This is a genomic window from Polynucleobacter sp. P1-05-14 (assembly GCF_018881675.1).
In the GTDB taxonomy this organism is placed as follows: domain Bacteria; phylum Pseudomonadota; class Gammaproteobacteria; order Burkholderiales; family Burkholderiaceae; genus Polynucleobacter.
Genome location: NZ_JACVPV010000005.1, coordinates 58,073 through 82,583, shown reverse-complemented (window position 1 = coordinate 82,583; position 24,511 = coordinate 58,073). Strand labels below are relative to the sequence as shown.

Here is a 24,511-nt window from a genome sequence, read left to right as displayed (position 1 = left end):
CTCATGAAGTAAACCAATGTTCGCGCGCTTTCATGATGAGCGTTTTCGCAGTTTCTTCGTCAATTTGTGTCGCCTCAACCAGCTCATCAACAGCTAGTTCCGCAAGGTCGTCACGGGTATGTACCTGATTGTCAGCAAGCTTAGCAATCAGTTCTGTGGTCATTCCTTCCAGGGAACGCAAGTTTTGTGACACTTCGCCGATACGCTCTTCTTTTGCCAACTCCATAGTTAACAAAGAATCACGGGCGCGGGTACGCAACTCATTCACAGTATCTTCATCGAATGAATCAATCTCTAACATTTCAGACAATGGTACGTAGGCCACCTCTTCTAATGTATTGAAACCTTCTTCAATCAAAATATCAGCCACTTCTTGGTCGACGTCCAACTTGTCCATAAACAATTGACGTACAGAAGAAGCTTCTTTTTCAGTTTTCTCAGCAGACTCTTCAGGGGTCATGATGTTGATCTGCCAACCAGTCAAATCACTTGCCAAACGAACGTTTTGTCCACTGCGGCCAATAGCGATTGCCAAATTCTCTTCATCAACCACTACATCCATCGCATGACGCTCTTCATCAACCACGATTGATGAAACTTGAGCTGGAGCCAAAGCACCAATTACAAATTGGGCTGGATCTTCAGACCACAATACGATATCCACTGCTTCGCCAGCAACTTCATTACGAACCGCAGTCACACGGGTGCCACGTACGCCAACGCAAGTGCCAATTGGATCGATGCGCTTGTCATAAGTAATAACCGCAATTTTTGCGCGGATACCAGGATCACGGGCAGCGCCTTTGATCTCTAATAAACCCTGCTCCATCTCAGGAACTTCGTTCTCAAACAACTTAATTAAGAAGTCTGGGCAAGTACGGGAGAGTTCGATTTGTGGGCCACGTGCTTCACGATCCACCTTAAGGATGTATGCCCGCACACGGTCGCCAGAACGTAAGTTCTCTTTTGGAATCATTTGATCGCGGCGGAGCAATGCTTCAACACGACCAGATTCAATAATCAGGCCATTCTTGTCAGCACGCTTCACGGTACCAGTCATGACTTTTTCGCCACGCTCAAGGTAGTCGTTCAAAATCTGTTCACGCTCAGCATCACGAATGCGCTGCAAGATCACTTGCTTAGCAGCTTGTGCGCCGATACGACCGAAGGCTAAAGATTCGATTTGCTCTTCGATGTAGTCACCAACTTCCATGTCGGCGAGTTGCTCTTGGGCTTCAAATTGCAGAATCTCTTTGTCCGGCTCTTGCAAACCAGCTTCATTGGGCACAACCAACCAGCGACGGAAGGTTTCGTATTCACCAGTTTCACGATCAATCGCAACACGGATATCCACATCTTCTGTAGCGTAGCGCTTCTTAGTCGCAGAGGCTAAAGCCATCTCCAACGCTTCGAATACGATCGCTTGATCAACGTTCTTTTCACGCGCTAACGCGTCTGCCAACATGAGAACTTCTCGGCTCATGACTTTCTTCCTTTGAAATCAATAACAGGGACCAACCGAGTCTTATCGACCTCGGCTAAAGAGAACTCCAATTGAGAGGGCTGACCATCAGCACCCTCAAATACCAAACCAAACTTTGCATCTGGTGAATTCAATTCACCACTCAGCAAACCTTGCAACTCACCACGAAAATTCTTGCGACCGCCAGCTGCAACGCGCAATTTCAAATCCACTTGCATTCCAGCAAAGCGCTCATAATCAGCGGCACTTTTCACTGGACGATCCAGTCCTGGAGATGAAATCTCTAAACGCTCATAAGGAATGTTTTCAACTGGCAAGGTGTAACTCAACTGATGGCTCACCTTTTCGCAATCCAAAACAGAAATCAAGCGTTCGTAATCTGGGTTTTCAATCGTGACGCGCAGCAATCCCCCGGCTTCACGCTCTATCTCCACTAGCGTGTAACCCAAGTTTTCCAGCTCTGCAGAAATAACCTGCTGATCCTTCACGACACCCCTTCATACCAAAATGGCAAAAAAAAATGGGCTTCAAAGCCCATATTCTCGAAATTCAGAACAGGCCGACTTACGTTGATCGCAACATCAGTCGGTAACCACTAAAAACAGCAGAATCCTGCTGTAAGACCGAAATTATAGCCTATTTGGCAGAAAACTGATACAAATCAGAAGCTTTCGCCCGGATTACAGGGTTTTCTAGGCCCTTTATTGAAAGGTTTGTGCCCTTTTGGTGCGCTTCGTTTTGGACCATTTCCAGGACTCTGAGGATTGCCTGTCACAAAAGCGGACTGCCCGTGGTGAACTTTGCTGCCTTTACTGCGGTTTTGGCCCTGACCGCCTTGACCACCCTGTCCGCCTTGTCCACTGCGACCACCTTGACCGCCCTGACCAGGTCTGCCGCCTTGAGTGCGCCCACGGAATGGCCCGCGCCCCTCGCTAGAACCGCCGCCGCCAGCCGGTTTGCCACCCCTACCTTGATGCGTTAGGCCGTTATGGCCACTAGCAAGGGTTAAGGCATCACGGGATCCCCAGTAAGAAACCGAGGTTTGCATTGGATCCGGTTGGAAATCTTCACCCATCGGGCGACGATCACGATTATTGGGATTCGGGTTGCGGCCCTTGTCTTGTGGCTGTGGCATTTTTAAGCCAGCAGACTTCATCAAGTTATAAATACCGCCCGCCTCAATCTCTTCCCATTTGCCACGTCTTAAACGTGGAGGCAATAAGAAAATACCGTAACGAGTTCGGATCAAGCGAGATACTACATGACCAACCGCCTCAAACATACGACGCACTTCGCGATTACGACCCTCACTTAATGCAACGTGATACCAACGATTAGCGCCTTCACCACCGCCCATTGCTAGACGTAAGAATTTAGCTTGGCCATCATCGAGCGTAATGCCACTCTTTAATAGTGAAGTATTTTCTTGGCTCAAGTCACCTAAGATGCGCACGGCGTATTCACGCTCGACACCGTAACGGGGATGCATTAAGCGATTTGCTAACTCACCAGAAGTGGTAAACAACAAAAGACCTTCAGTATTAAAGTCCAAGCGACCTACTGCGATCCAGCGTCCTTGACGCGGTTTAGGCAAACGATCAAATACGGTTGGACGACCCTCTGGGTCTGACTGGCTAACGATCTCGCCTGCAGGCTTGTGATACATGATCACGCGCGGTGGCTTAGTCTGAATCTTGCGATGTACTGGCTTGCCATTGATGCGCACTTGATCGGTTGGTCCAATGCGCTGACCAATATGTGCTGGTAACCCATTCACCGATACGCGCCCTTGAATAATCAAGTCTTCCATATCGCGACGGGATCCCATACCAACATCAGCTAATACCTTGTGCAACTTAACGGTATCTTCATCATCAGCATCATCATCCAAACCATCGAGGTCAGACCAAACTTCATCACGCAAACTGAGTGGGAGATCATCAACGTTGGCAAACTGCAGACTGCTCATTTCCTCATCCGTTGGCGCATCTGAATCTTCATCCTCGCGTGAACGTTGTGCACGTTGTGCGCGACGCTCTGCACCAGTTTGATGAGATACCTCGTTCTCATTCACACCATCGGGATTTTTTAATTCCTCAACTTCAGGAGCATCTAAAGCGGCGTCAAACTCACCAGAGACAACTGAAGCAAACAAAGCCTCACTCTCAGCTAGATTGGGAGCTAATTTAGAAGATTGGTTATTGCCTTGATTGTTACCGCCTTCGCGCGGACCATTGGCATCGCCACCTTCGCGGCGTGGCCGATCTTTGTTAAATGGGCGTTTCTTATTAAACGGGTGTTTACCGCCTCCAGCACCCTGGCGACGTGGGCGGCGTTCACCGCGCTCTCCACCTTCAGACTTTTGGCCATCTGAGTTCGATGGCGCAACGTCTGCATTAGAAGGGGTTGCCGATGGATTTACTACCGGGGATGAATCGTTTTCGTTAGAGCTTGTCATTAATTATTATTTTGTTTCGTCTGGATTGTCTTCAGACTCAGGGGTAACTTCCTCAGAATCTAGCTCAGAAATATCAATGATGATTTCCTCTGCAGTGATTTCAGTTGTCTCTTCTTCTATTTCGATCACCTCTTGAGCATCAGTATCAATTACTACTGTCTCTACCGTAGCAGATGGATCAAACTCCATTACCGCTTGACCTAATTGCGCTGCAGCAGCCATTGGCGCCGCATCTTCCAGCATCGGCAAGCTTTGTAAATTGGTCAAACTGAGATCGTCTAAAAATTGCTTAGTAGTGGCATACAAGCCTGGGCGTCCAACGGTTTCTTTATGCCCAATCACCTCAACCCAACCACGATCTTCCAACTGCTTCATTACATTACTACTCACAGCAACACCGCGAATTTCTTCGATCTCACCACGGGTGACAGGTTGACGGTAAGCAATGATGGCCAAAGTTTCCATCACGGCACGTGAATATTTTGGTGGCTTTTCTGGAGTCAAGCGATCAAGGTACTCGCGCATTGAGATACGGCTTTGAAAACGCCAGCCAGTTGCGATATGTACCAACTCCATACCCTTGTCATCCCAAACACGTTGCAGCTCGACTAATGCTTCATCGATATCTGCCGTAGTGATGTCCTCTATAAATAAGCGAGACAAATCAGCAACGGTGAGTGGTTCCTGTGCGCACAGGAGGGCTGTTTCAATGACGCGCTTATTGTGATCGTCCATAAAATTCGGGCTACCAGGAGTAATCCTGGCTAGGCTTTAAAAGGTATTTAGTAATGGGTTTCGGTGTTCTCAAGCTACTACGGACAATCCATCTCATCAATTCTTCTTGGGATATGCCCGCGCTGAAACGAAGTACTTTTCGTTCACCATGCTCTTATTATAAGGTAGGCTCAATACAATAGCCACATGCACAAGAATTCCACCAAACCCCCTTTATTTATGCCTAAGGCGATCTATTCCATAGAGCGCCGTCGACTCCTGGGCCTCGGAATTGGTATGGGGACCCTACTTGGAGGCGCAGGTTTGAGCTCTTGTAGCCTGGTGGGGAGTAAAAAACCTGTCGTTGGCCTAGTTCTGGGTGCTGGAGCAGCTCGAGGTTTTGCCCACATAGGCGTCATTAAGGTATTGGAAGCCCAGGGCATTAGACCCGATATTGTTGTCGGCAGTAGCGCTGGCAGTGTCATTGCCTCCCTCCTCGCATCAGGCGCCACCGGGAATGACCTGAATCGCTTGGCCCTCAATCTGGATGAGGCCACGATTGCTGACTGGGGCCTCCCGTTTGCCGGCCGTTTTGGCGGGCTCATTAAAGGTGATGCACTACAAAATATGGTTAACCGAGAAGTGCAAAATAAATCGATTGAGCAAATGCGCATCCCCTTAGGTATTGTTGCCACTGAATTGCAGTCCGGCAAAGGGGTTTTATTTAGGACAGGTAATACCGGTCTAGCCGTTCGCGCATCTTGCAGCGTACCCGGAGTATTTCAGCCGGCAGTAATCAGCGGCAAAGAATATGTGGACGGTGGTTTAGTAGCACCAGTGCCAGTCAGCTATGCAAGACAGATGGGGGCAACCCTAGTCATTGCAGTAAATATTTCTTCTGAGCCAGTTCATCAAGATGCCAGTGGAACCTTAGGTGTCTTGCAGCAAACCATCTCCATCATGCAGAGAAGTATTAATCAGTACGAACTCAAAAGCGCTGACATCGTGATTCAGCCGCAGTTAAAACAAATGGGTAGTGGTGATTTCAAATCCAGAAATGCCGCCATACTCGCTGGTGAAGCTGCAGCACAAGAGCAAATGGGTTTGATTAAAGAGAAGCTGAAAGGCTAATAGCAATCAGGCTGAGGGTCTCTTACTTAAAGGCTGCGTGAATTACGCTTAAGATTTTTAACTTCGTTGAGAAGCTCTTGACGCTCAGAGTCATCGAGATTGTCGCTACCATCTAAACGACGTGCTCCGTCAAAACGTTTATCCCAATAGAGGCTGCCGAGATCATCCACTCGAACATTGGTGCCTCTGGAAGGTGAGTGAATGAATTTGTTATCACCCACATAAATTCCAACATGAGAAAAAGTAAGGCGCATCGTATTAAAAAATACGAGATCGCCTGGTTGCAATTCTTCACGGGTAATCGGTTTACCAACACGGCTCATTTGCGTTGACTTACGCGGCAATAAGAATCCCAACTTATCTTTGAAGACATAGCCAACGAAGCTACTGCCATCTAATCCAGACTGCGGTAATTCTGTGTCCCAGCGATAGCGCACGCCAATAACTTCCATAGCGCGGTTAATTAATTCGTCTGACTTGCCAGTCACGGTATCGGCCAAGCGGTCTGATACTCGGGCAATGTAGGAGCGCCCTGCTTGGAACATACTTTCTTTGGGAACTACAGCATCCGCAGATGCCTCTACCGCCGTATCAACCGCATAGGCAGATACAGAGATGATGGCGCCTAAACCTAGGCCCAGTAGTTTCAAAAGAAGTGCTTTTTTCAATGACATCGGTTCAGTTTAACAAAGAACCCTCAATTAACCAAGTCTTCACTCTATGCTTAAGTCTTTGTTTATAATGATAAATTTGCTTTATATCGGGGCAAATGCACCAAATTAGCCCATTCAGGGGGGTTTTGATCTGCTTTCTAAGTCAGCTCTGCAGCAGCAAATAGCTCTTTCGTATAGGTCTGACGAGGGTACTTAATCAGGGTTTCGGTATCACCAAATTCCACCACCTTGCCCCCTTTGAGAACCATCACCTCGTGAGACATTGCTCTAATAACTGCTAGATCGTGACTAATCATGAGATACGCCAAGTTGTACTTTTTTTGCAGCTCGGTTAATAAGGCAAGTACCTGTTTTTGAATAGAGACATCCAATGCCGAGGTGGGCTCATCTAATACCAAAATTTGTGGGCGCAAAATTAAGGCACGCGCAATCGCAATTCTCTGGCGCTGCCCTCCAGAAAATTCATGTGGGTAGCGCAGAAGCGCAGAACGATCTAAGCCCACCTCTTTGAGCATATCCACTACATGTGTCTCACGTTCTGCAGTAGACAGTTTCGGAAAATGCACATCCAATCCCTCAGAAATAATCTGCAATACGTTCATGCGCGGTGACAGCGAGCCAAAGGGATCCTGAAAGATCACCTGCAAGCTAGAACGCATCGCACGTCGCTCAATAGGCTTGAGTTTTTGCCAATCGCTACCAAGCACATCAACATTACCATTCACTTCTGCCATTGAATCACCTAGCAAGCCGAGTACAGCCATACCTAGGGTGGTTTTGCCAGAGCCAGACTCTCCAATCACACCAATGGTCTGACCTTGCTTTAGTTCAAAGCTCACTTTTTTCAATACTTTATGTGATGGCGCTTTTTTAAACCAGGAGACTGATTCTTCGCTCGGGTAAGCAACCGAGAGGTCCTCTGTTTTCAACAATACCGGAGCTAATGGCATCAGAGGTGCCAGATCGCGTACCGGCTCACTATTGACCAAGGCACGCGTATAAGGATCCTCTGGGCGCTCAAACACTTGTTTGGTTGGCCCAGCCTCCATCAAGTTACCTTGATTTAGGACAGCTACACGTTGTGCAAAATGCTTCACCAAATTGAGATCGTGGGTAATCAACAGAATGCCCATGCCACCATGATCTTTGGATTCTTCTTGGAGCTCTTTGAGTAAATCCAAGATTTGCAAACGCAAGCTCACGTCTAAAGCTGTCGTAGGCTCATCGGCAATCAGTAGCCGTGGCTTACATGCCAAAGCCATCGCAATCATGGCGCGCTGCCTTTGGCCACCCGAAAGTTGATGTGGATATGAATGAAAGCGGCGTTCAGGCTCTGGAATGCCCGTCTTTCTGAGTAGATCAATTGCAGCATCAATCGAATCCGCCTTAGAAATCAAAGGTTGATAGATTTGTACTGCCTCGATGATTTGATTACCAACAGTAAAGAGTGGGTTCAGAGCCGTCATCGGCTCCTGAAACACCATCGCAATCTCACGACCACGAATCTCCCGAATATCTTGGATAGACATCGAGAGCAAGTCCACCGTACCCTTCCCATCTTTTTTATTCCACAAAATCTTTCCAGAGACTTTGGCGCCCTCGGGCTCTAAACGTAATGGCGCCAATGCAGTCAGCGTCTTACCTGAGCCAGATTCCCCAACTAATGCCACACGCTCGCCAATGCCGATTTCTAAATCCAGATGATTGACTGCAAACTTTTCACGACGACCCGTTCCAAATGAAATACACAGATCTTCATAACGAAGCAAACTCATGAACGACCTCCGCTCATTACGCCAGCCTTGCGAGAATCAAAAGCATTACGCAATGCTTCACCCATAAAAGTTAATAGCAACAGAGTTGCGACCAAGACAACAAAGGTTGATAGAGAGATCCACCAGGCATCAAGATTGCTTTTGCCTTGAGAGAGTAGTTCACCCAAGCTTGGAGTACCTGGGGGTACACCCAAGCCTAAAAAGTCCAAGCTGGTTAACGACAAAATGGCGGCACTCATGCGAAATGGCAAAAAGGTAATCACTGGTGTCAAGCTATTAGGCAGAATGTGACGCCACATGATTTGCAAATTGGTTAAACCCAATGCTCTTGCTGCACGCACATATTCCAGGGCGCGATTGCGGAAAAATTCTGCACGGACGTAATCTGATAGGCCCATCCAACCAAAAGCGGCTAACAAAATAATCAGTAGGGAAACACTGGGATTAAAGATTGAGGCAAAAATGATGAGCAAGTACAGCTCTGGCATAGCTGACCAGATTTCTATCAGGCGCTGCGAGACTAGGTCAAACTTTCCTCCAAAGAAGCCCATTAAGGATCCAGTGATGATGCCCACACTCACGCCAACGATCGTTAGTGCAAGACCAAAAAGAATAGATAAGCGAAAACCATAGATCAGGCGAGCCAAAACATCGCGCCCACGATCATCGGTCCCTAACCAGTTCTCCCATGATGGTGGTGCTGGATTAGGCACTTGTGAAAAATAATTGAGCGTCTCATAGCTATAGTGAATCGGCGGGTAGATTGCCCAGTTTCCATTACTAGTAATGTTCTGACGAATATCGGGATCTAAGAAATCAGTTGGAGTCGCAAAGTCACCACCAAAAACAGTTTCTGGCTGACTCTTCACAATCGGAAAATAGAAATGGCCTTCATAGCGCACCACCAAAGGCTTATCATTCGCAATCAATTCAGCGCACATCGATAAGCCAAAGAGGATCATGAAGATCCATAAGCTTACATACCCTATACGACTATTTTTGAAGCGCTGCCAACGACTCATGAGCCGCCTCCTGCACCAAACTGAATGCGTGGGTCTACATAAACATAGCAAAGATCAGAGATTAACTTGGTGAATAGGCCAATCAGAGTGAATAAATACAGAGTGCCGAAAACTACTGGGTAGTCACGACGCATTACAGACTCGTACGAAAGCAAACCGAGTCCGTCTAATGAGAATAGTGTTTCGATCAATAGTGAGCCAGTAAAGAATGCGCCGATAAATGCGGCCGGAAAACCCGTTACTAAGGGCAAGAGTGCGTTACGGAATACATGCTTCCATAGCACTTGCTTTTCAGTAAGGCCCTTTGCGCGCGCAGTCAAAACATACTGCTTACGAATCTCTTCCAAAAAAGAGTTCTTAGTCAACATCGTGACTACGGCGAAACTACCCAAAACAGAGGCGGTAATCGGCAACACTAAATGCCACAAGTAATCCATGACTTTGCCAACCAAACTCAGATCACTCCAATTATCTGAAGTGAGGCCTCGTAGCGGGAATAACTGCAAGAAACTGCCTCCGCCAAAAAGCACCAGCAATAAGACACCCAATACAAAACCAGGAATCGCATAACCCACCAAGATCATGCTGCTGGTTACGGCATCAAAACGTGAACCATCGCGCACTGCTTTAGCTATTCCCAAGGGTATGGAAACTAAATACGTGATGAAGAAGGTCCATAGTCCAATGCTGATCGAGACCGGCAACTTAGAGACCACTAAAGTCCAAACGCTTTCGTGCTGGTAATAGCTTTGACCCAAGTCGAATCTGGCAAAGCGGCCTAACATCATGAAATAGCGTTCAAGTGGTGGCTTATCGAAACCATATAACGCTTTCACCTCCTCTAGGCGCTGTGCATCCACACCTTGACGGCCGCGATAGGTTGATCCGGACCCAGAGGACTCGGAGCCGCCTGTTGCAGCGCCACCCTTCCCTTTTAGTTCCAATACCATTTGCTCTACTGGACCACCAGGAACAAATTGCACTACTGCGAAGGTAAGCGTTAATACTCCCAAGATGGTAGGAATCATCAAGAGCAAACGTTTAAAAATATAAGCGCGCATTTGACCTTGCATTATTTGACCTCTTCTTTCCACCAATTTTGCATGATCCATGTCTCGGCCGAGTAATACAAAGGAGGTTCTGGATAACGCATCTCGTGGCGGAAGGCAACACGATGCGTTGGGTTGTACCACTGCGGCACAACGTAATAACTATTCCACAGAACTCTGTCTAGGGCTCTCGTTGCGGTTCTTAACTGTTCCCGATTTTGTGCTCTGGTAATTTCATCAATCAAAGCATCCACCACAGGAGACTGCACACCAATCACATTATCAGAGCCTTTTTCTTTAGCAGCCTGACTGCCAAAGCGATCCCAGAGTTCATTGCCTGGATTTTGGGAGTCCTGAAATCTGACGGTGGTCATATCAAAGTCGTATTCATTCATACGCTTTTGATGCAAAGCAAAGTCGCTAGTCCTAATATCTACCTCCACTCCCAGCTTCTCTAAGTTGCGTACATAAGCAGAAATCACTCTCAAGAAGAACCCGCCATCTTCCACAATCTCAAAACGAAATGGCTCACCCTTTTCATTGCGTAATGCACCGTCACGATATTGCCAGCCGGCATGAAGAAGGAGCTCACGGGCTTTCTTTAAGTTCTGGCGTAGGCTGCCGGGCGGCTTAGTTGATGGCGCCGCAGGCATTGGCTCAAAGACGGCATCCGGAACCCACTGTGGGTATTTTGCTTTTAAGGGCTTAAGTAGCTTTAGCTCTAACTCTGTAGGTTTGCGAGGGCCGTCAAAGTTGGCACTCAAATCACTGTTGGTGAAATAACTATTGATACGGCTGTACTGATCAAAAAATATTTGGCGATTAAGCCATTCAAAGTCAAGCGCATAACCTAAGGCTTCGCGCACACGCGCATCTTTAAAAATAGGACGTCGCACATTCATGGCAAAACCTTGCATGCCAGCGCCATTGTGATTTAGGAATGCTTTCTTTAAGAGAACACCTTGATCAAACTTAGAGCCAACATACCCTTTAGCCCATATCTTGGCGCGATACTCAACCAGAGCATCAAACTCCCCTGCTTTAAAGGCTTCTAACCTAACAGCATCATCGCTATAGAGCTTATATAGAACACGATCAAAGTTATAAAAGCCAACGCGGACATTTAATGGTTTACCGAGTTGATCAGCCCAATAGTTTGGGTTCTTTTTATAAACAATCGATTTACCTGCTTTAAAAGATTCAATCAAGTAAGGCCCACTACCGACTGGCATTTCAAAGGCAAGCTTCTCAAATGGAATCACCGTTCCATCAGCTTGCTTACCCCAGTTCCTTGAGAACACTGGAAATGTCCCCGCCAAAATAGGTAGTTCAGTATTGTCATTCTTAAAGTCGAAGCGGATGGATCGTTCAGACAAAACAACCGCTTCTTTAATATCCGCAAAAGTAGTTTTATAACGCGGATGCGCTTTACCACTCATTAAGGTATCAAAACTATATTTAACGTCAGCAGCCAAGACTGGACTGCCATCTGAAAATTTTGCCTCTGATCGAAGATGGAAGGTAACCGACTTGTGATCTTTGGCCACCTGAATATCGTCTGCCAATAAACCGTAAATACTAGAGACCTCATCCGCACTTCCTTCGGCCAAGGACTCAAACATCAATTCAATACCGGGAGCAGTGATACCTCTCAGGGTAAATGGATTAAATTTATCAAAGCTCGTTCTTTGCCCCGGGTTTGGCAAGACCAGGGTTCCACCCCGGGGAGCATTGGGATTAACGTAATCAAAATGGGCAAATCCATCAGGATATTTAGGCTTGCCGTATTGCGCAATCCCCTGTCCTGCCAGAGCGATATTGGCCCCTAGCGCCGCTAGCAGGGCTAGCAGCAATAAATAGGCAATTTGTCGAATGGGCTTTAAAGTGGACATATATGCAACAATTGTAGATAGCTAATCATATTTGAAGTAAAGGACACAACATGGGCTTTCTCACCGGCAAAAAAATCCTCATTACCGGCCTCCTCTCTAATCGCTCTATTGCCTATGGCATAGCCAAGGCCTGCCACCGCGAAGGTGCCGAACTAGCCTTTACCTATGTAGGTGAGCGCTTTAAGGACCGTATCGTTGATTTTGCAAAAGAATTCAATACCGAACTGATTTTTGACTGCGATGTGGGCAGCGACGAACAAATCAGCGCCCTTTTTAAGGATTTAGCTAAATCCTGGCCCCAATTTGATGGTTTTGTACACGCGATTGGCTTTGCCCCACGCGAAGCAATTGCTGGCGATTTTTTGGAAGGTCTTTCTCGTGAAGGCTTCAAGATTGCTCATGATATTTCTGCCTACAGCTTCCCAGCAATGGCAAAAGAAGCACTCCCAATGTTGCGTGATAAATCTTCATTGCTCACATTAACTTATTTAGGATCCATGAAGAATGTTCCTAACTACAACACTATGGGTTTAGCAAAAGCATCGCTTGAAGCATCCGTTCGCTACCTCGCTGGCTCAGTTGGCCCTAAAGGCATTCGCGCTAACGGCATCTCTGCTGGCCCAATTAAAACTCTAGCGGCTTCTGGCATTAAAGGTTTTGGCAAGATTTTGCAAGCGGTTGAGGAAACTGCCCCACTGCGTCGTAATGTGACCATTGATGATGTGGGCAATACTGCTGCATTCTTATTGTCTGACTTAGCCAATGGCATCACCGCTGAAATCATTTACGTTGACAACGGCTTTAGTCAAGTAGTTGGCGGAATGGATGAAGTTTGAGTATTTCGCTGCGCGAGGCCCTGAAGTTTTGGGCTAAGCTAGGCTTTATCAGTTTTGGTGGGCCCGCAGGACAGATTGCCGTTCTTCACCAAGAGTTAGTTGAAAAGCGTCGCTGGATTTCTGAGCGGCGCTTTTTACATGCTCTGAACTACTGCATGCTATTACCAGGGCCCGAGGCCCAACAGCTAGTAACCTATATTGGTTGGCTCATGCACCGCAGCTGGGGCGGCATCCTAGCGGGTACGCTCTTTGTGTTGCCCTCCTTATTCATTTTGATTGGCTTGTCATGGGTATACCTCACCTTCGGACAAGTTCCTTGGATTGCAGCCATCTTTTTTGGTATCAAGCCTGCAGTGACTGCGATCGTATTGCACGCTGCAGTGCGAATTGGTAAACGCACAATTCATAACCAAGCACTCCAATGGATCGCCCTTGGATCTTTTTTAGCCATCTTTATTCTGAATCTCGCTTTTCCCATCATCGTGCTCATTGCGGCAGCAATCGGTTACTGGGGAGGCAAACGCTATCCAGAATATTTCCAACAAGCTGGTGGGCATAGTACGAAAGAAGCAAAACAATTTGATAACGCCATCATTGATGACGACACCCCTACTCCCGAGCACGCCAAATTTACTTATTCAAAAACGATACGCCATAGTGGTGTTGCGCTTGCTTGCTGGCTAGCCCCTATTGGTGCGCTAGTAGCAATCTTTGGCTGGAAAACCTTATACCCAAATATCGCATGGTTCTTTACCAAAGCCGCCCTTCTGACTTTTGGTGGCGCTTATGCTGTGCTTCCATATGTATATCAAGGAGCAGTCGAGCACTTTCATTGGCTCAGCGCCAATCAAATGATTGATGGTTTGGCGCTGGGTGAAGCAACGCCAGGCCCGCTGATCATGGTAGTGGCATTTGTTGGCTATCTTGCAGGACATATCCAACACCTAATTGGCAATAGCAATCCATTATGGTTTGGGGTGTTGGGTGCCTGTATTGCTACTTGGTTTACTTTTTTACCCTCCTTCTTTTTTATCTTAGTAGGCGGTCCGTTAATTGAGTCAACCCATGGCAAGCTAGGATTTACAGCACCGCTAACCGCAATCACAGCAGCAGTGGTTGGCGTCATCGCTAATCTAGGCCTCTTCTTTGCTTATCACGTCTTTTTACCAAGAGGCTTTGGCGGATCTATCTCTTGGATCTCGATTTTGATCTGCGGTTTAGCTGGTTTGGCTTTATTTAAGTTTCAAAAGGGTGTTCTTTCAGTATTGGGCGGTTCAGCCTTGGCTGGATTGCTCTTCTATTACATCTCTATTTTGATAGGGTGAGTTTTTTCACAAGATTGGCATAATGGAACTTATGCGAATCGAATCTCAAACTATCACCCACCTGCAAGAATGGCTTGGTAAAACCGAGTCTCTACAAGACACCGTCACAGCAGCCCCTGTGCGAGCACTATCCGCAACTTTGGATCGCAATGATGCTGCACCAAGTAAGGGGACTTTTTTACCTGAGCTATGGCACTGGTTGTATTTTCTGCCCCACGCCCGCGAATCCGAAATCGGACCTGATGGTCATCCAAAACGTGGTGGCTTTCTTCCGCCGGTGCCACTACCTCGTCGTATGTGGGCAGGTAGCCGCATTGAATGGCTAAAACCACTTGCTGTTGGCGACGAGATTGAACGCGTTTCCACGATTGAGTCCGTAAGCCATAAAGCAGGTCGCACAGGCGACTTAATTTTCGTATTGGTCAATCACAAAATCTCTAACCAGAACGGTCTAGCGATTATTGAAGAGCATGACATTGTGTATCGCGATGCGCCAGGGCCAGACGATAAACCTGTTGCCCCTACTGCCGCACCGACGGATGCCAAATGGAGTAAAGCAATTACGCCTGATGACGTACTTCTATTTCGTTATTCAGCATTAACTTTTAATGGCCATCGAATTCACTATGATCGCAAATATGTTACTGAAGTTGAGGGCTATCCAGGCCTCATTGTTCACGGCCCCTTGATTGCGACTCTATTAGTTGATCTAGTGCGTCAAAGTATTCCAGGATGCAAGCTTAAGAGTTTTGAGTTCCGCGCGATACGCCCTACTTTTGATATCAATATCTTTAAAGTCAATGCCAAGCCAGATCTAGAAAATGATCCGAGTGGAAAAACTATTTCCATTTGGGCAGAGGATCATGAAGGTTGGCTCACTATGCAAGCCACTGCTGTTCTAGCCTAATCACAAGAAGGTTTACTGATGACCACTCAACACCTTTCTCGTGAGCTAGCTAGCTTTGCGGCCAATTTACAAGCTGCAGACATTCCAAGTAATGTCATGAACCGTGCTGAAGACCTATTAGTCGATTGGTTTGGTTCCGCTATTGCTGGCAGAGGCTCGCGCCCAGTGGAGCTCATTACTCAGTTTGCACAAAATATGGGTGGGTTTAATGCAACACACGCTGGCCCCTCTGAAGTTTTAATTTCTCGCAAAACTTCTAGCCCCTTTTTAGCGGCTATGGCTAATGCTGCAGCATCACATGTTGCAGAACAAGACGACGTCCACAATGGCTCAGTCTTTCATCCGGCCACCGTAGTATTTCCACCTGCACTTGCTTGTGCGCAAGCCATTGGTGCATCTGGTGAAGATTTATTAGTTGCTGCAGTAGCAGGCTACGAGGTAGGCATTCGGGTTGGTGAATTTTTAGGTCGCTCTCATTACAAAGTGTTTCATACCACTGGAACGGCCGGCACATTAGCTGCAGCTGCGGCAGTTGGTCGCCTACTGAAACTCAATTCAGAACAAATGCTCCATGCCTTTGGTTCAGCGGGCACGCAGTCAGCCGGCCTCTGGGAGTTTCTGCGTGATGCCGCAGATTCCAAACAATTGCATACGGCCCATGCGGCCTCCACTGGCTTAATGTCCGCCTATATTGCACAAGCTGGCTTTACAGGCGCTGAACATATCCTGGAAGGCAAACAGGGATTAGCGGCAGGTATGTCAAGCGATAGTCACCCCAGTAAATTGGTTGATCGTTTAGGTACCCGCTGGGCTTTAGCAGAAACCAGCTTTAAGTATTACGCCTCCTGCCGTCACACTCACCCTGCTGCTGACGCTCTACTGCAAGTCATGCTGGCAAACAAACTATCTCCTAGCGATATTGCGAAAGTAGAAACCTTGGTTCACCAAGGCGCTATTGATGTATTAGGCCCAGTAACTGACCCTACTACCATTCATCAGTCCAAGTTCTCTATGGGAACGGTGCTCGCTTTAGTTGCACACTACCAATTTGCTGGCTTACAAGAATTTGATCGGCACTTTCATGATGATGCAATCTGCGCCTTCCGTGAGCGCGTCTCGATGACGCTAGATCCTGAGGTAGATGGCGCCTATCCGCAACGTTGGATTGGCAAAGTCAAAGTTCACTTGAACAATGGGCAAATTCTGGAGGGTCGGGTGGATGAACCTAAAGGCGACCCTGGTAATACCCTATCTCGCGCAGAGATTACCGATAAAGCAATGCGCTTAGCAGCATTTAGCGGGGGTGCTAGCCCAACAGAGATGAGCAAAGCAATTGATCTCTTGTGGAATATCCGCAAACAAGCCAAGATAAGCTTTCTACTGCCGTCCACATAAGCAAATCTACTATTCGCCCCCTTATTTTTTTAGGTTGATATGAACCCACTTGATACACCGCTAGGCTTTAGCACTAACTTTCTATTTGTACCGGGCACTTGTCCTGAACGTTTTATGAAAGCCCTCGATAGTGGCGCTAGCGGCGTTGTCTTGGATCTAGAAGATGCCGTTGCAGAGGAAGATAAAGAGAATGCACGTGACGCCATTCGTACAGCATGGCCTAGCTTTAGCCCTGAGCAAAAGAAGCGTCTAGTCATTCGCACAAATTCACCTGGTAGTAAATTTTATTCGGCTGACCTAATTCTTGCTCAACAACTTGAAGTTGCCTGCCTATTAATTCCCAAGAGTGAATCGCTCGACCAAATTAATGGCGCCGCCCTCATACTTCCTAATACCGCAATTATTCCCATGATTGAAACGGCAATTGGGCTGGATAAACTAAAAGAAATTGCAAACTCCAATCAGGTGATTCGCCTTGCTTTGGGTAATTTAGATCTACAAGCGGATCTAGGCATGGTCTGTGATCTTCAAGAAACGGAATTGCAAACAGCACGTTTCCAGATCGTTTTAGCATCACGACTTGCACAGATTGCCCCTCCTATTGATGGAGTTACACCATCCACTGACGACATTGAGCGCATTACCGATGACGCAGAGCGTGCAAAACGTATGGGTTTTGGTGGAAAACTCTGTATTCACCCAAAACAAGTGGCTATCGTCATCAAGGCATTTATCCCAACTGAAGAAGATCTGGCCTGGGCCCAACGGGTTATTGAGGCAGATATGACCTCCAAGGGCAGTGCAGTAAAGCTCGATGGCCGCATGATAGATCGCCCAGTTGTGTTGCTGGCTAAAAGAACCCTGGCTATTGCTGGTAAACACTAAGAGTTTCCTCTGTCTAAAGAGTTGCAAAACTGGCAAAATAACTCTGAGTTGTTTTGCACTCATATAATTTTTATAACTACTACTAGAGACAAAAATGAAATTACGTAAATCACTATTTGCCGGTTTCTGTGCAATCGCTACCCTAGGATTTATTGCAGGTAATGCGTTAGCTGCAGATCCCTATCCAAATAAGCCCGTCACATTGGTTGTGCCGTTTGCTGCTGGCGGACCTACAGACGCTGTTGCTCGTCTGATTGCCGTGCCGATGGGTAAAGAATTGGGCCAAACCGTTATTGTTGAAAATACTGTTGGTGCTGGTGGCACCATTGCAGCCACCCGTGTTGCGCGCTCCGCTCCAGATGGCTATATGATTTTCATTCATCACATGGGTATGGCTACCGCACCGGCTTTGTATAAAAAATTGAACTTTGATCCAATGAAGGACTTTGAATACATCGGCCAAGTCGTGGATGTACCAATGGTACTTTTGGGTCGCAAGAACTTCCCACCAAACAACTTTAAAGAATTAGAGGCTTACATCAAGGCCAATAAGGATAAAGTGACGCTGGCAAACGCTGGTCCTGGTGCGGTATCTCAGTTATGTGGCCTTTTATTTATGTCGCGCGAAGGCGTGGAATTAACAACCGTTCCCTACAAAGGAACTGGCCCTGCATTAACCGATTTGCTTGGCGGCCAGGTTGACCTACTCTGCGATCAGACCACACAGACTGTTCCCTATATTAAAGATGGTTTAGTAAAAGCCTATGGTGTTACCACACCAAAACGCCTGCCAGCCTTACCAAATATCCCTACCTTGGATGAGCAAGGCCTTAAAGGCTTTGATGTCAAAGTTTGGCATGGTATGTATGTCTCTAAAGGCACGCCTCCTGCAGTCGTCGCTAAAATCAATAAGGCGCTTAACGTTGCTTTGAATGACCCTGAAGTAAAGGCTCGTTTAGCAGAGTCCAATATTGAAATTGTTTCACCAGCCAAGAGAACTCCAAAAGGCTTGCAAGAACATCTTGAGGCTGAGATTAATAAATGGGGTCCTGTAATTCGCAAGGCTGGAGCCTATGCGGATTAAGGGCTTACCTTAGAAATAAAAAAGCCAGCATCTCGCTGGCTTTTTTATTGTGCTGAGTTCTTATTTACAGGGGTAATTATCAGTAAAGAAACGCATTAAAGTTTTAGCTGCTTTCTCTTTATTAAACTGAGGGTTTGTCTTGGACCACGCCAGGAACTTTTGCAAGACCTCATTACGAGTCTCGCTCTTATTTGCAAAGCAAATGGCTGGCTTGGCGTCTGGACGACGATTCGCTAAGTATCCCTGATACACTCCTTCGCCAAAGCCAAAACAAAAACTGCGGCCTTGCTCATCATCAGGATTTTTACAGAGCTCAACAAATGCAGCAGTACTAGCATCATCTGCTGGGAGATCCTTCTGCGCAAATGCAGTTGGGGCAAAGGACAGGATGGATGCAATAACTACGAATGTTGCTATGAATGTTTTCATGATTCTTTCTCTCAATAAAGGTTAACGCCTAAAACCGCTCATGTGGCCACCGCCAAATCCACTCATGTGGCCGCCACCACCGCCACCACCAAACCCACCCATATGGCCACCGCCAAATCCACCATCTCGCCCACCGTTATCAAAGCTACGTGAGCGATCTTGATTGCCATCAAAGCGGGCTTGATCTCGCAAAGCGTTTTCTTGAGCGGCCTCGCGATAGATATTGGGATTAGATCTATCCATCTGGGCATCATTGCGTGCTTCTTGATTTAAACGTGCTGCTTGATTTCTTTCTTCAGGAGTTGCATCTTTCTGAAAAGCATTGTTAGCGCGTTGACCATCCATTCTGGCCGCCTGCCTCTCGCCTGGAGTGGCGTTATTTTTCCAATCGTTTAGTAAGCGCTGTTGGTTAGCAATGTTTGCTGGTCCGATAATTGCCCGAGAAGGTACACGCCCTGAGGCATTAATTGTTGTGGAATTAATCGTGCCATTGTTCCAATTGGGGGATGACCAGAAAGCATCTCCGATCGCAAAGCCTAGGCCAAAAGTCATCAGACCCCAAGCAGGGTCATAGACAGGATATGGTGGGTACTCTGGATAGGGCCATGATCCATAAACAACTGTTGGACTATAACTTGGAACGTAAACCACTTTTGTATTAGCCGGGCTAATCAAGACGTTACCACCCGCATCGGTAGTGACAGTAATTTGCCTATTAGACTTAAGGTTACCAGCTTTGATAGCCATTTTTCTAAGGATTTGAACCGCTTGCATTGTGTCAGCAGCCTGGAGCTTATAAGCATTGCCAAGATTCTGGGTCCACTGTAATTTGCTGCCCATCATATTGAATGCTTCTGGGAACGATATTAAGGATTTCACGCTGTCGTTCCAACTTTGTGCCTTGAGCGCATTTTGTAGATCGTCGCCCTTCAATGAAGCATTGCTAGTGCGCCAGTTATAGGCCTCAGCAACTTCTAAGGGGTACGTTGAGGCTAGAAGCATCAGCGAGAGCAAGGAGTCGGGATATAGCGCTATTGGCGAAACTAAGGACTGCAATTGCTCTGAAGAAATAGTTTGTGGGCCTGCGTTATAGCTTGAATCCTGGGTATAGCCAGGACTACCAGATCCGCCACTTTGCATATAACCCTGAGGATAATAGTAGCCACTTGATTGATACGGTCCAGGATTCATAACGCATCCATTCAGAAGAGATCCTAAAGCGATCGATGCCAGCGTTAGCAATCCAACTTTTGCATTCTGCGCAGGAATAGTTTTTTGACTTGTCCGCTTCATATCCACCTCAATATTGTTCTAAATAAATAGCTCACTAGATTTAACCCACTCTACTACTTTGCAATGCTTTGGGCATTAGCCCGGTCTAAATAAGTATCCAGAGCGAGCTTTATCTCTACGCCTTCTATAGATGGCCCCTATAAGAGCAAACAGAGCCCAAATAGCCAAGAATGGGTCAAGCAAGTAATCCCAAAGGTTGGCCGACTCATGCCAGTGGACTGTCCAAGCCAGAATGGCGATAGCAATAATCCATATACCCTTCGTCCAGCCTGCCAAGCCACACACTAGGGCAAAAAATAGGACCCCAATTAAGAATGCTATGGATCCATAGCCCCATGCATAAGGGTCGATCATTCCCAAGCCCAAGGCAAATGGATAAAAACATAGGGAGATGATTGCCACGGAAAATTTGAAAGCAATTGGCGTAGGCTTATTGGCTGGTAGCAATGAGCTCCACAACAATAAAGTCAGCACGATGCTCAGATCACCAGTCAAGCCGCGTACATAAGCCACCAAGGGTAAATTCATACCAAATGGCCAAAACAGAATATTTCCCATCAGAAGGACTAAAAATACTTTTATAGCAAATGGAAAAGGATTTGAAGAAAACTTTTGCAAGATCCAAATACCCACTACCGCACAAGAAATAGACAATTCAATCAAAGCTATGATTTGCATGAGCTGATTCATTACTGCACCTCCTGATGAGCCGGATCTGCTTCAGCGCTGTTTATTTGTTGATGGGCCTGTCTTAGCCAAGCACCAGAAAAATAACGATGCCGAATTTTCTTACGATCCCAGGTGTAAACCAAATGCGCATCGTCACCGTCTACGGTGATTAAGTAAGGGTATGAGAATTCTTTACGTTGAGCCTCAGGTAAAGTCTCATCATCCTCTAATACTTCAACGGTTTGCCACTGCCCAGATTTGACATCGCTCATCAATAAGACCAGGCGATAGCGCCCATTTTCAATATTATTTAAAACCAAAATACGAGCGCCATTTTTTAACATGAGTCCTGCAACCGCAGAATTCGGATTTGCTATTGCCAAATCTTCTGAATGTTGCCATGTTTGACCCGCATCTTGGGTATGGGCGACCGGAATTTGCTTTGGTAGGCTTGAGCTGCGCGTTTGTCGAAAATAAGCACTAGCATCTTGCGTGTCATTGACAAATACAAGTGGCTGAATCGCACCGCGCCCAGAGCTCATACGACGTTTATCGATTACTTGACCTGCCTCTATTCTTAGAAACTCGCCAAAACGCCCTATCCATTCATGATAGGCAGGCAAGCCTAGTAGGTCATCAGCGAACATCACATTAGGGGATTTCACGAGGGTACTTAAATTCAGTAACGGGGAGCTAATAAGGCGTTGCGGCTTACTCCATGTCAAACCTTCATCATTCGAAGTTATGGCAGAAATTGAACTGCCCGCCCAACCGCCAATAGAGACGGTGACGAAGAACAATTGCAGACGACCATCAGCTAATCTGGCTGGTACAGGATTGCCTAACTTAGCGATATAACGTGAAAGCCCCTTCTCTGCGCTAATGCGATCTATCACAACAGTGGGCGCACTCCAGCTAGAATACTTCGGGTCATATACGGAGCTATAGATCGATACATCAGCAGCACCTTCGCGACTACCGGCAAACCAAAACGCTCTCACTTCACCATCCTTGAGGGCAATCATTGAAGCTGCATGGACTGAGGCAGCACCAGTATCAGGAAGCCAATGTGATTGAGGCGCGGGGATGTTGATCTTGATGGGACTTTTTGTCTTCGTTACTGCAGGCTCATCCAGAACTTCATATACCCGGAAAGAAGGAGTCGCAAATGGCGCCCATACTGGGCGACTATCAATGTGCAGAAAGCCAATCACTGCAGCAAGCAACAAAAAACAAAGGGCAATGACACGACTCATCTACAAACATCCTTTAAGTTCGATAAATCTGGGTTTGCTACCGGTGTAGAGATCAGGTATTCATTAACGAATAAATGCTTGCCAATTTTCCCCATCATCATCTCCTGAATTTCTTCGTTTGAGTGACGTGCCCTCATCTCCATTCTTTGCCCAACAATCTGACAAGACTCACAGATTGCTGGCAGAGAACCTAAAGGGGTATGCACTGCTACCAGGGGATAGGTAGAGGTAAGGGTTGCGACTTCAGCAGCATCCTTAGCCAAATAACCATGCAGCTTTGCACCCGGTAGCAATAATCGATACTCCTCATCCTTGGCTCGATAGTCACAAGGAATCCAAACATCCTTGCCTTGCAACTGAGTAATCGTTTCTGCCGAGTAGCGCCCTAAGCGCCCTTCTAATGGAGCAAGACTACTAGTCAGCCCGCAATAAACCAAAAAGCAGGCTGCCAAAGAAATGGTTTTGGTAAAACGTTGATTCAGTAAGCCCAGCAAGACCAGCAGTATTCCTGCTGCCATGAGGATCCAATGACAATAGGAGTATGTCCATGCGCCAGTATCACCCATAAATTGTGAGAACTGAAGGTTGATACCAATCCATAGCAAGAGAGATAACACCAGTAATTGCAAAAGCAAAGCAATGCGAAAGCCCCATAAAGGCAACTTGTCCCAATATAAGGCAATCAGCACCGCAAAGGCTGGCATCACTGGTAAAAGGTAGCGACCTGAACGCTGACTAGGTAGACTGAATACAATGAAGAACGCTGCTATCAACAGCAGCAATAGAACCTCTTCTAAATTCAGAAAGCGACGTGCACGCCAGCATTGCATCAAGCTCGATATCAACACAAAGCTAAATAAGCCAGCATTAGTAATCGTCGTCAAAATTAAAAGCCAAATACTGTCGCCACCGCGCAGCAAATCCATGAAATAACTAGACCGGCGTGCAGCAAACTTACCGGCATTCTCGCCCAGTACAAACTCTTTCCAAACAGCTTCTGGATAAGGGTCCATGGCAAACCACAAGGCAAATACGCCCAGGGCAAGTACAGCGATCAGGATTAACTTATATAGGTCGCGGATAAGTACCTGAGGAATACTCCACTGCCGCCAGCGCCAGTAATACAGCCCCAAAGCAAAAGTAGCAGGAACGATGTAGGCAAAAGATTTTGCAAATAGTGCAAGACCAAAACAAACCCCCGCCATCAATGGGAAAAAGAATTTAGATTCAAATGCACTTTTACCCCAATACAAAATCGCCATAAATGGTAGCGATATCCAAAATACTTCCGGAGGATCTGCTAAGAATGGTCGACCATAGCGATAGGTTGCAAAAAAGGAGAGCCAAACTAATGCTGCCAATATTCCAGTTTGCATTTTTCCACTGAAACGTTGGACTGCTAAAAATAAGAAAAATGCCGTTAGTGCGGTATATAAAACACTAGGCCAACGCAAATTTGCCAAACTCCATTCGCTTGCCCAATGCGTACTAGCAATACCCTGCCAAAATATCAGTGGCGGCTTAGTGTTTTTAATGCCATCCATTTCAGACTGCAGTGGCAGCCATTGGGCCGAGTCTGCCGTCATGCGCACAATATGCATATAGGGATACTCATCACCGTTTTTTGGCGCAAATCGGCTATCCAAACCATAAAGGTAGGTAAATACACCTAAAAGGAGTATCAATAAGGCGGAACGGTAAGAAAATGAAATTCTCATACCCGTAGTTTATAGGGCTTATAGAAAATTCCAACAAAACACATCAGGCCCGTATTTTCGAATGAGCTTATGAAAAATGAATCTGAGGTAAGCGCTACTTTTTAAGGATTTCTTGATTAAGATACTCATAAAGCAATAAACCTATGAGTCAAAAAAAATAATTTGAATGGAGAAAAACCGCATGCGAGCACTGTTTTCAAGACCCGCAATCGTAGTATCGACATACATTGGATTGTGTCTATGGAGCAGTCTTTCTTTAGCGCAAAATCCAGATGCAAGCAATTTATATAAACGCAGCCTTGCAGCAACCTGCGCCAATTGTCATGGCACTGAAGGAAACGGTGTTATTGATAGCAACATCCCACTCATCAACAATCTCACTCATACACAAATATTAGAAAAATTGATGGCTTATAAATCTGGCTCATTAGAAGGCACTATCATGCCGCAGCTGACCAAGGGCTATACCGAAGAACAGCTCAATACCATTGCCAATCAACTTGGCAAGAACTAATA

The 24,511-nt window shown here is 46.6% G+C and carries 22 protein-coding genes; 8 read left to right on the top strand and 14 right to left on the bottom strand.

Going from position 1 to position 24,511, the window contains the following annotated elements; genetic code table 11:
• Position 1 precedes the first annotated feature (1 nt).
• The 4 genes from nusA to scpB all read right to left on the bottom strand — a co-directional run bounded on the left by nusA (position 2) and on the right by scpB (position 4,676).
• Positions 2 to 1,483, bottom strand: a complete 1,482-nt coding sequence (nusA, locus tag ICN37_RS03620; RefSeq protein ID WP_216154933.1) for a transcription termination factor NusA — start codon at positions 1,481 to 1,483, stop codon at positions 2 to 4.
• Entirely contained in the window at positions 1,480 to 1,971 is a 492-nt protein-coding gene (gene rimP, locus ICN37_RS03615; protein WP_215320120.1) for a ribosome maturation factor RimP, read from the bottom strand. Before rimP ends, nusA begins: the two co-directional genes overlap by 4 nt.
• Positions 1,972 to 2,144: 173 nt before the next feature.
• The gene (locus ICN37_RS03610) at positions 2,145 to 3,941 is read right to left on the bottom strand and encodes a pseudouridine synthase (RefSeq protein WP_216154931.1); all 1,797 of its coding nucleotides are present in this window, start codon (positions 3,939 to 3,941) and stop codon (positions 2,145 to 2,147) included.
• Positions 3,942 to 3,947: 6 nt separating this feature from the next.
• Positions 3,948 to 4,676, bottom strand: coding sequence for an SMC-Scp complex subunit ScpB (scpB, locus tag ICN37_RS03605; protein WP_216154929.1), 729 nt, complete (start codon positions 4,674 to 4,676; stop codon positions 3,948 to 3,950).
• A 186-nt stretch (positions 4,677 to 4,862) separates the two neighbouring features.
• On the opposite strand from scpB, the gene ICN37_RS03600 reads away from it, so the two are divergent.
• Positions 4,863 to 5,786 carry a patatin-like phospholipase family protein gene (locus ICN37_RS03600; protein WP_215320126.1) on the top strand — a complete coding sequence of 308 codons (924 nt, stop codon included), beginning with the start codon at positions 4,863 to 4,865 and terminating at the stop codon, positions 5,784 to 5,786.
• Positions 5,787 to 5,812: 26 nt separating this feature from the next.
• On the opposite strand, the gene ICN37_RS03595 is transcribed toward ICN37_RS03600, so the two are convergent.
• From ICN37_RS03595 to ICN37_RS03575, 5 genes are all read right to left on the bottom strand, one after another.
• On the bottom strand, positions 5,813 to 6,460 hold the full coding sequence (locus ICN37_RS03595) for a C40 family peptidase (protein WP_215320128.1): 648 nt from the start codon (positions 6,458 to 6,460) through the stop codon (positions 5,813 to 5,815).
• A gap of 137 nt (positions 6,461 to 6,597) precedes the next feature.
• A complete protein-coding gene (locus ICN37_RS03590) occupies positions 6,598 to 8,235 on the bottom strand; it encodes an ABC transporter ATP-binding protein (RefSeq protein WP_216154927.1) in 1,638 nt (545 codons plus the stop codon).
• Positions 8,232 to 9,257, bottom strand: a complete 1,026-nt coding sequence (locus tag ICN37_RS03585; protein ID WP_215320132.1) for an ABC transporter permease — start codon at positions 9,255 to 9,257, stop codon at positions 8,232 to 8,234. The genes ICN37_RS03590 and ICN37_RS03585 overlap by 4 nt, the downstream gene beginning before the upstream one ends.
• Complete coding sequence (locus ICN37_RS03580) at positions 9,254 to 10,318, bottom strand: microcin C ABC transporter permease YejB (RefSeq protein WP_215322324.1); 1,065 nt, start codon at positions 10,316 to 10,318, stop codon at positions 9,254 to 9,256. Before ICN37_RS03580 ends, ICN37_RS03585 begins: the two co-directional genes overlap by 4 nt.
• A gap of 11 nt (positions 10,319 to 10,329) precedes the next feature.
• Positions 10,330 to 12,198 (bottom strand): extracellular solute-binding protein, encoded by a 1,869-nt coding sequence (locus ICN37_RS03575; protein WP_216154925.1) that lies wholly within the window; start codon positions 12,196 to 12,198, stop codon positions 10,330 to 10,332.
• 50 nt (positions 12,199 to 12,248) lie between these two features.
• Here ICN37_RS03575 and fabI point away from each other — a divergent pair, with 50 nt between their 5' ends.
• The 6 genes from fabI to ICN37_RS03545 all read left to right on the top strand — a co-directional run bounded on the left by fabI (position 12,249) and on the right by ICN37_RS03545 (position 18,630).
• The gene (gene fabI / locus ICN37_RS03570; RefSeq protein ID WP_072583474.1) at positions 12,249 to 13,034 is read left to right on the top strand and encodes an enoyl-ACP reductase FabI; all 786 of its coding nucleotides are present in this window, start codon (positions 12,249 to 12,251) and stop codon (positions 13,032 to 13,034) included.
• Positions 13,031 to 14,359, top strand: coding sequence for a chromate efflux transporter (chrA, locus tag ICN37_RS03565; RefSeq protein ID WP_216154923.1), 1,329 nt, complete (start codon positions 13,031 to 13,033; stop codon positions 14,357 to 14,359). The genes fabI and chrA overlap by 4 nt, the downstream gene beginning before the upstream one ends.
• A 22-nt stretch (positions 14,360 to 14,381) precedes the next feature.
• Positions 14,382 to 15,266 carry a MaoC family dehydratase N-terminal domain-containing protein gene (locus ICN37_RS03560; RefSeq protein ID WP_216154921.1) on the top strand — a complete coding sequence of 295 codons (885 nt, stop codon included), beginning with the start codon at positions 14,382 to 14,384 and terminating at the stop codon, positions 15,264 to 15,266.
• Between the two features lie 18 nt (positions 15,267 to 15,284).
• Entirely contained in the window at positions 15,285 to 16,661 is a 1,377-nt protein-coding gene (locus ICN37_RS03555) for an MmgE/PrpD family protein (RefSeq protein WP_216154919.1), read from the top strand.
• 39 nt (positions 16,662 to 16,700) lie between these two features.
• Positions 16,701 to 17,546, top strand: a complete 846-nt coding sequence (locus ICN37_RS03550; protein ID WP_215320143.1) for a CoA ester lyase — start codon at positions 16,701 to 16,703, stop codon at positions 17,544 to 17,546.
• Positions 17,547 to 17,640: 94 nt separating this feature from the next.
• Complete coding sequence (locus tag ICN37_RS03545; RefSeq protein WP_215320145.1) at positions 17,641 to 18,630, top strand: tripartite tricarboxylate transporter substrate binding protein BugD; 990 nt, start codon at positions 17,641 to 17,643, stop codon at positions 18,628 to 18,630.
• Between the two features lie 60 nt (positions 18,631 to 18,690).
• On the opposite strand, the gene ICN37_RS03540 is transcribed toward ICN37_RS03545, so the two are convergent.
• The 5 genes from ICN37_RS03540 to ICN37_RS03520 all read right to left on the bottom strand — a co-directional run bounded on the left by ICN37_RS03540 (position 18,691) and on the right by ICN37_RS03520 (position 23,995).
• Complete coding sequence (locus ICN37_RS03540) at positions 18,691 to 19,059, bottom strand: Rap1a/Tai family immunity protein (RefSeq protein ID WP_216154917.1); 369 nt, start codon at positions 19,057 to 19,059, stop codon at positions 18,691 to 18,693.
• Between the two features lie 21 nt (positions 19,060 to 19,080).
• The gene (locus ICN37_RS03535) at positions 19,081 to 20,352 is read right to left on the bottom strand and encodes a DUF3300 domain-containing protein (protein WP_215320149.1); all 1,272 of its coding nucleotides are present in this window, start codon (positions 20,350 to 20,352) and stop codon (positions 19,081 to 19,083) included.
• A gap of 75 nt (positions 20,353 to 20,427) precedes the next feature.
• A complete protein-coding gene (locus ICN37_RS03530) occupies positions 20,428 to 21,042 on the bottom strand; it encodes a hypothetical protein (protein ID WP_215320151.1) in 615 nt (204 codons plus the stop codon).
• The gene (locus ICN37_RS03525) at positions 21,042 to 22,277 is read right to left on the bottom strand and encodes an exo-alpha-sialidase (protein WP_216154914.1); all 1,236 of its coding nucleotides are present in this window, start codon (positions 22,275 to 22,277) and stop codon (positions 21,042 to 21,044) included. The genes ICN37_RS03530 and ICN37_RS03525 overlap by 1 nt, the downstream gene beginning before the upstream one ends.
• Entirely contained in the window at positions 22,274 to 23,995 is a 1,722-nt protein-coding gene (locus tag ICN37_RS03520) for a glycosyltransferase family 39 protein (RefSeq protein ID WP_216154912.1), read from the bottom strand. Before ICN37_RS03520 ends, ICN37_RS03525 begins: the two co-directional genes overlap by 4 nt.
• Positions 23,996 to 24,176: 181 nt before the next feature.
• Between ICN37_RS03520 and ICN37_RS03515 the strand changes: the two genes are divergently transcribed.
• Positions 24,177 to 24,509, top strand: coding sequence for a hypothetical protein (locus ICN37_RS03515; protein ID WP_251368445.1), 333 nt, complete (start codon positions 24,177 to 24,179; stop codon positions 24,507 to 24,509).
• The last annotated feature ends 2 nt before the right edge of the window (positions 24,510 to 24,511 follow it).

Excerpts from the sequence above, each read along its gene's own strand:
- ICN37_RS03610 (WP_216154931.1), bottom strand. The coding sequence starts at position 3,941 with ATGACAAGCTCTAACGAAAACGATTCATCCCCGGTAGTAAATCCATCG.
- ICN37_RS03520 (WP_216154912.1), bottom strand. The coding sequence starts at position 23,995 with ATGAGAATTTCATTTTCTTACCGTTCCGCCTTATTGATACTCCTTTTA.
- ICN37_RS03585 (WP_215320132.1), bottom strand. The coding sequence starts at position 9,257 with ATGAGTCGTTGGCAGCGCTTCAAAAATAGTCGTATAGGGTATGTAAGC.
- ICN37_RS03595 (WP_215320128.1), bottom strand. The coding sequence starts at position 6,460 with ATGTCATTGAAAAAAGCACTTCTTTTGAAACTACTGGGCCTAGGTTTA.
- ICN37_RS03560 (WP_216154921.1), top strand. The coding sequence starts at position 14,382 with ATGGAACTTATGCGAATCGAATCTCAAACTATCACCCACCTGCAAGAA.
- ICN37_RS03525 (WP_216154914.1), bottom strand. The coding sequence starts at position 22,277 with ATGAGTCGTGTCATTGCCCTTTGTTTTTTGTTGCTTGCTGCAGTGATT.
- ICN37_RS03555 (WP_216154919.1), top strand. The coding sequence starts at position 15,285 with ATGACCACTCAACACCTTTCTCGTGAGCTAGCTAGCTTTGCGGCCAAT.
- ICN37_RS03530 (WP_215320151.1), bottom strand. The coding sequence starts at position 21,042 with ATGAATCAGCTCATGCAAATCATAGCTTTGATTGAATTGTCTATTTCT.
- nusA (WP_216154933.1), bottom strand. The coding sequence starts at position 1,483 with ATGAGCCGAGAAGTTCTCATGTTGGCAGACGCGTTAGCGCGTGAAAAG.
- scpB (WP_216154929.1), bottom strand. The coding sequence starts at position 4,676 with ATGGACGATCACAATAAGCGCGTCATTGAAACAGCCCTCCTGTGCGCA.
- ICN37_RS03515 (WP_251368445.1), top strand. The coding sequence starts at position 24,177 with ATGCGAGCACTGTTTTCAAGACCCGCAATCGTAGTATCGACATACATT.
- fabI (WP_072583474.1), top strand. The coding sequence starts at position 12,249 with ATGGGCTTTCTCACCGGCAAAAAAATCCTCATTACCGGCCTCCTCTCT.
- ICN37_RS03600 (WP_215320126.1), top strand. The coding sequence starts at position 4,863 with ATGCACAAGAATTCCACCAAACCCCCTTTATTTATGCCTAAGGCGATC.
- ICN37_RS03540 (WP_216154917.1), bottom strand. The coding sequence starts at position 19,059 with ATGAAAACATTCATAGCAACATTCGTAGTTATTGCATCCATCCTGTCC.
- ICN37_RS03535 (WP_215320149.1), bottom strand. The coding sequence starts at position 20,352 with ATGAAGCGGACAAGTCAAAAAACTATTCCTGCGCAGAATGCAAAAGTT.
- ICN37_RS03550 (WP_215320143.1), top strand. The coding sequence starts at position 16,701 with ATGAACCCACTTGATACACCGCTAGGCTTTAGCACTAACTTTCTATTT.
- ICN37_RS03580 (WP_215322324.1), bottom strand. The coding sequence starts at position 10,318 with ATGCGCGCTTATATTTTTAAACGTTTGCTCTTGATGATTCCTACCATC.
- ICN37_RS03590 (WP_216154927.1), bottom strand. The coding sequence starts at position 8,235 with ATGAGTTTGCTTCGTTATGAAGATCTGTGTATTTCATTTGGAACGGGT.
- ICN37_RS03575 (WP_216154925.1), bottom strand. The coding sequence starts at position 12,198 with ATGTCCACTTTAAAGCCCATTCGACAAATTGCCTATTTATTGCTGCTA.
- ICN37_RS03545 (WP_215320145.1), top strand. The coding sequence starts at position 17,641 with ATGAAATTACGTAAATCACTATTTGCCGGTTTCTGTGCAATCGCTACC.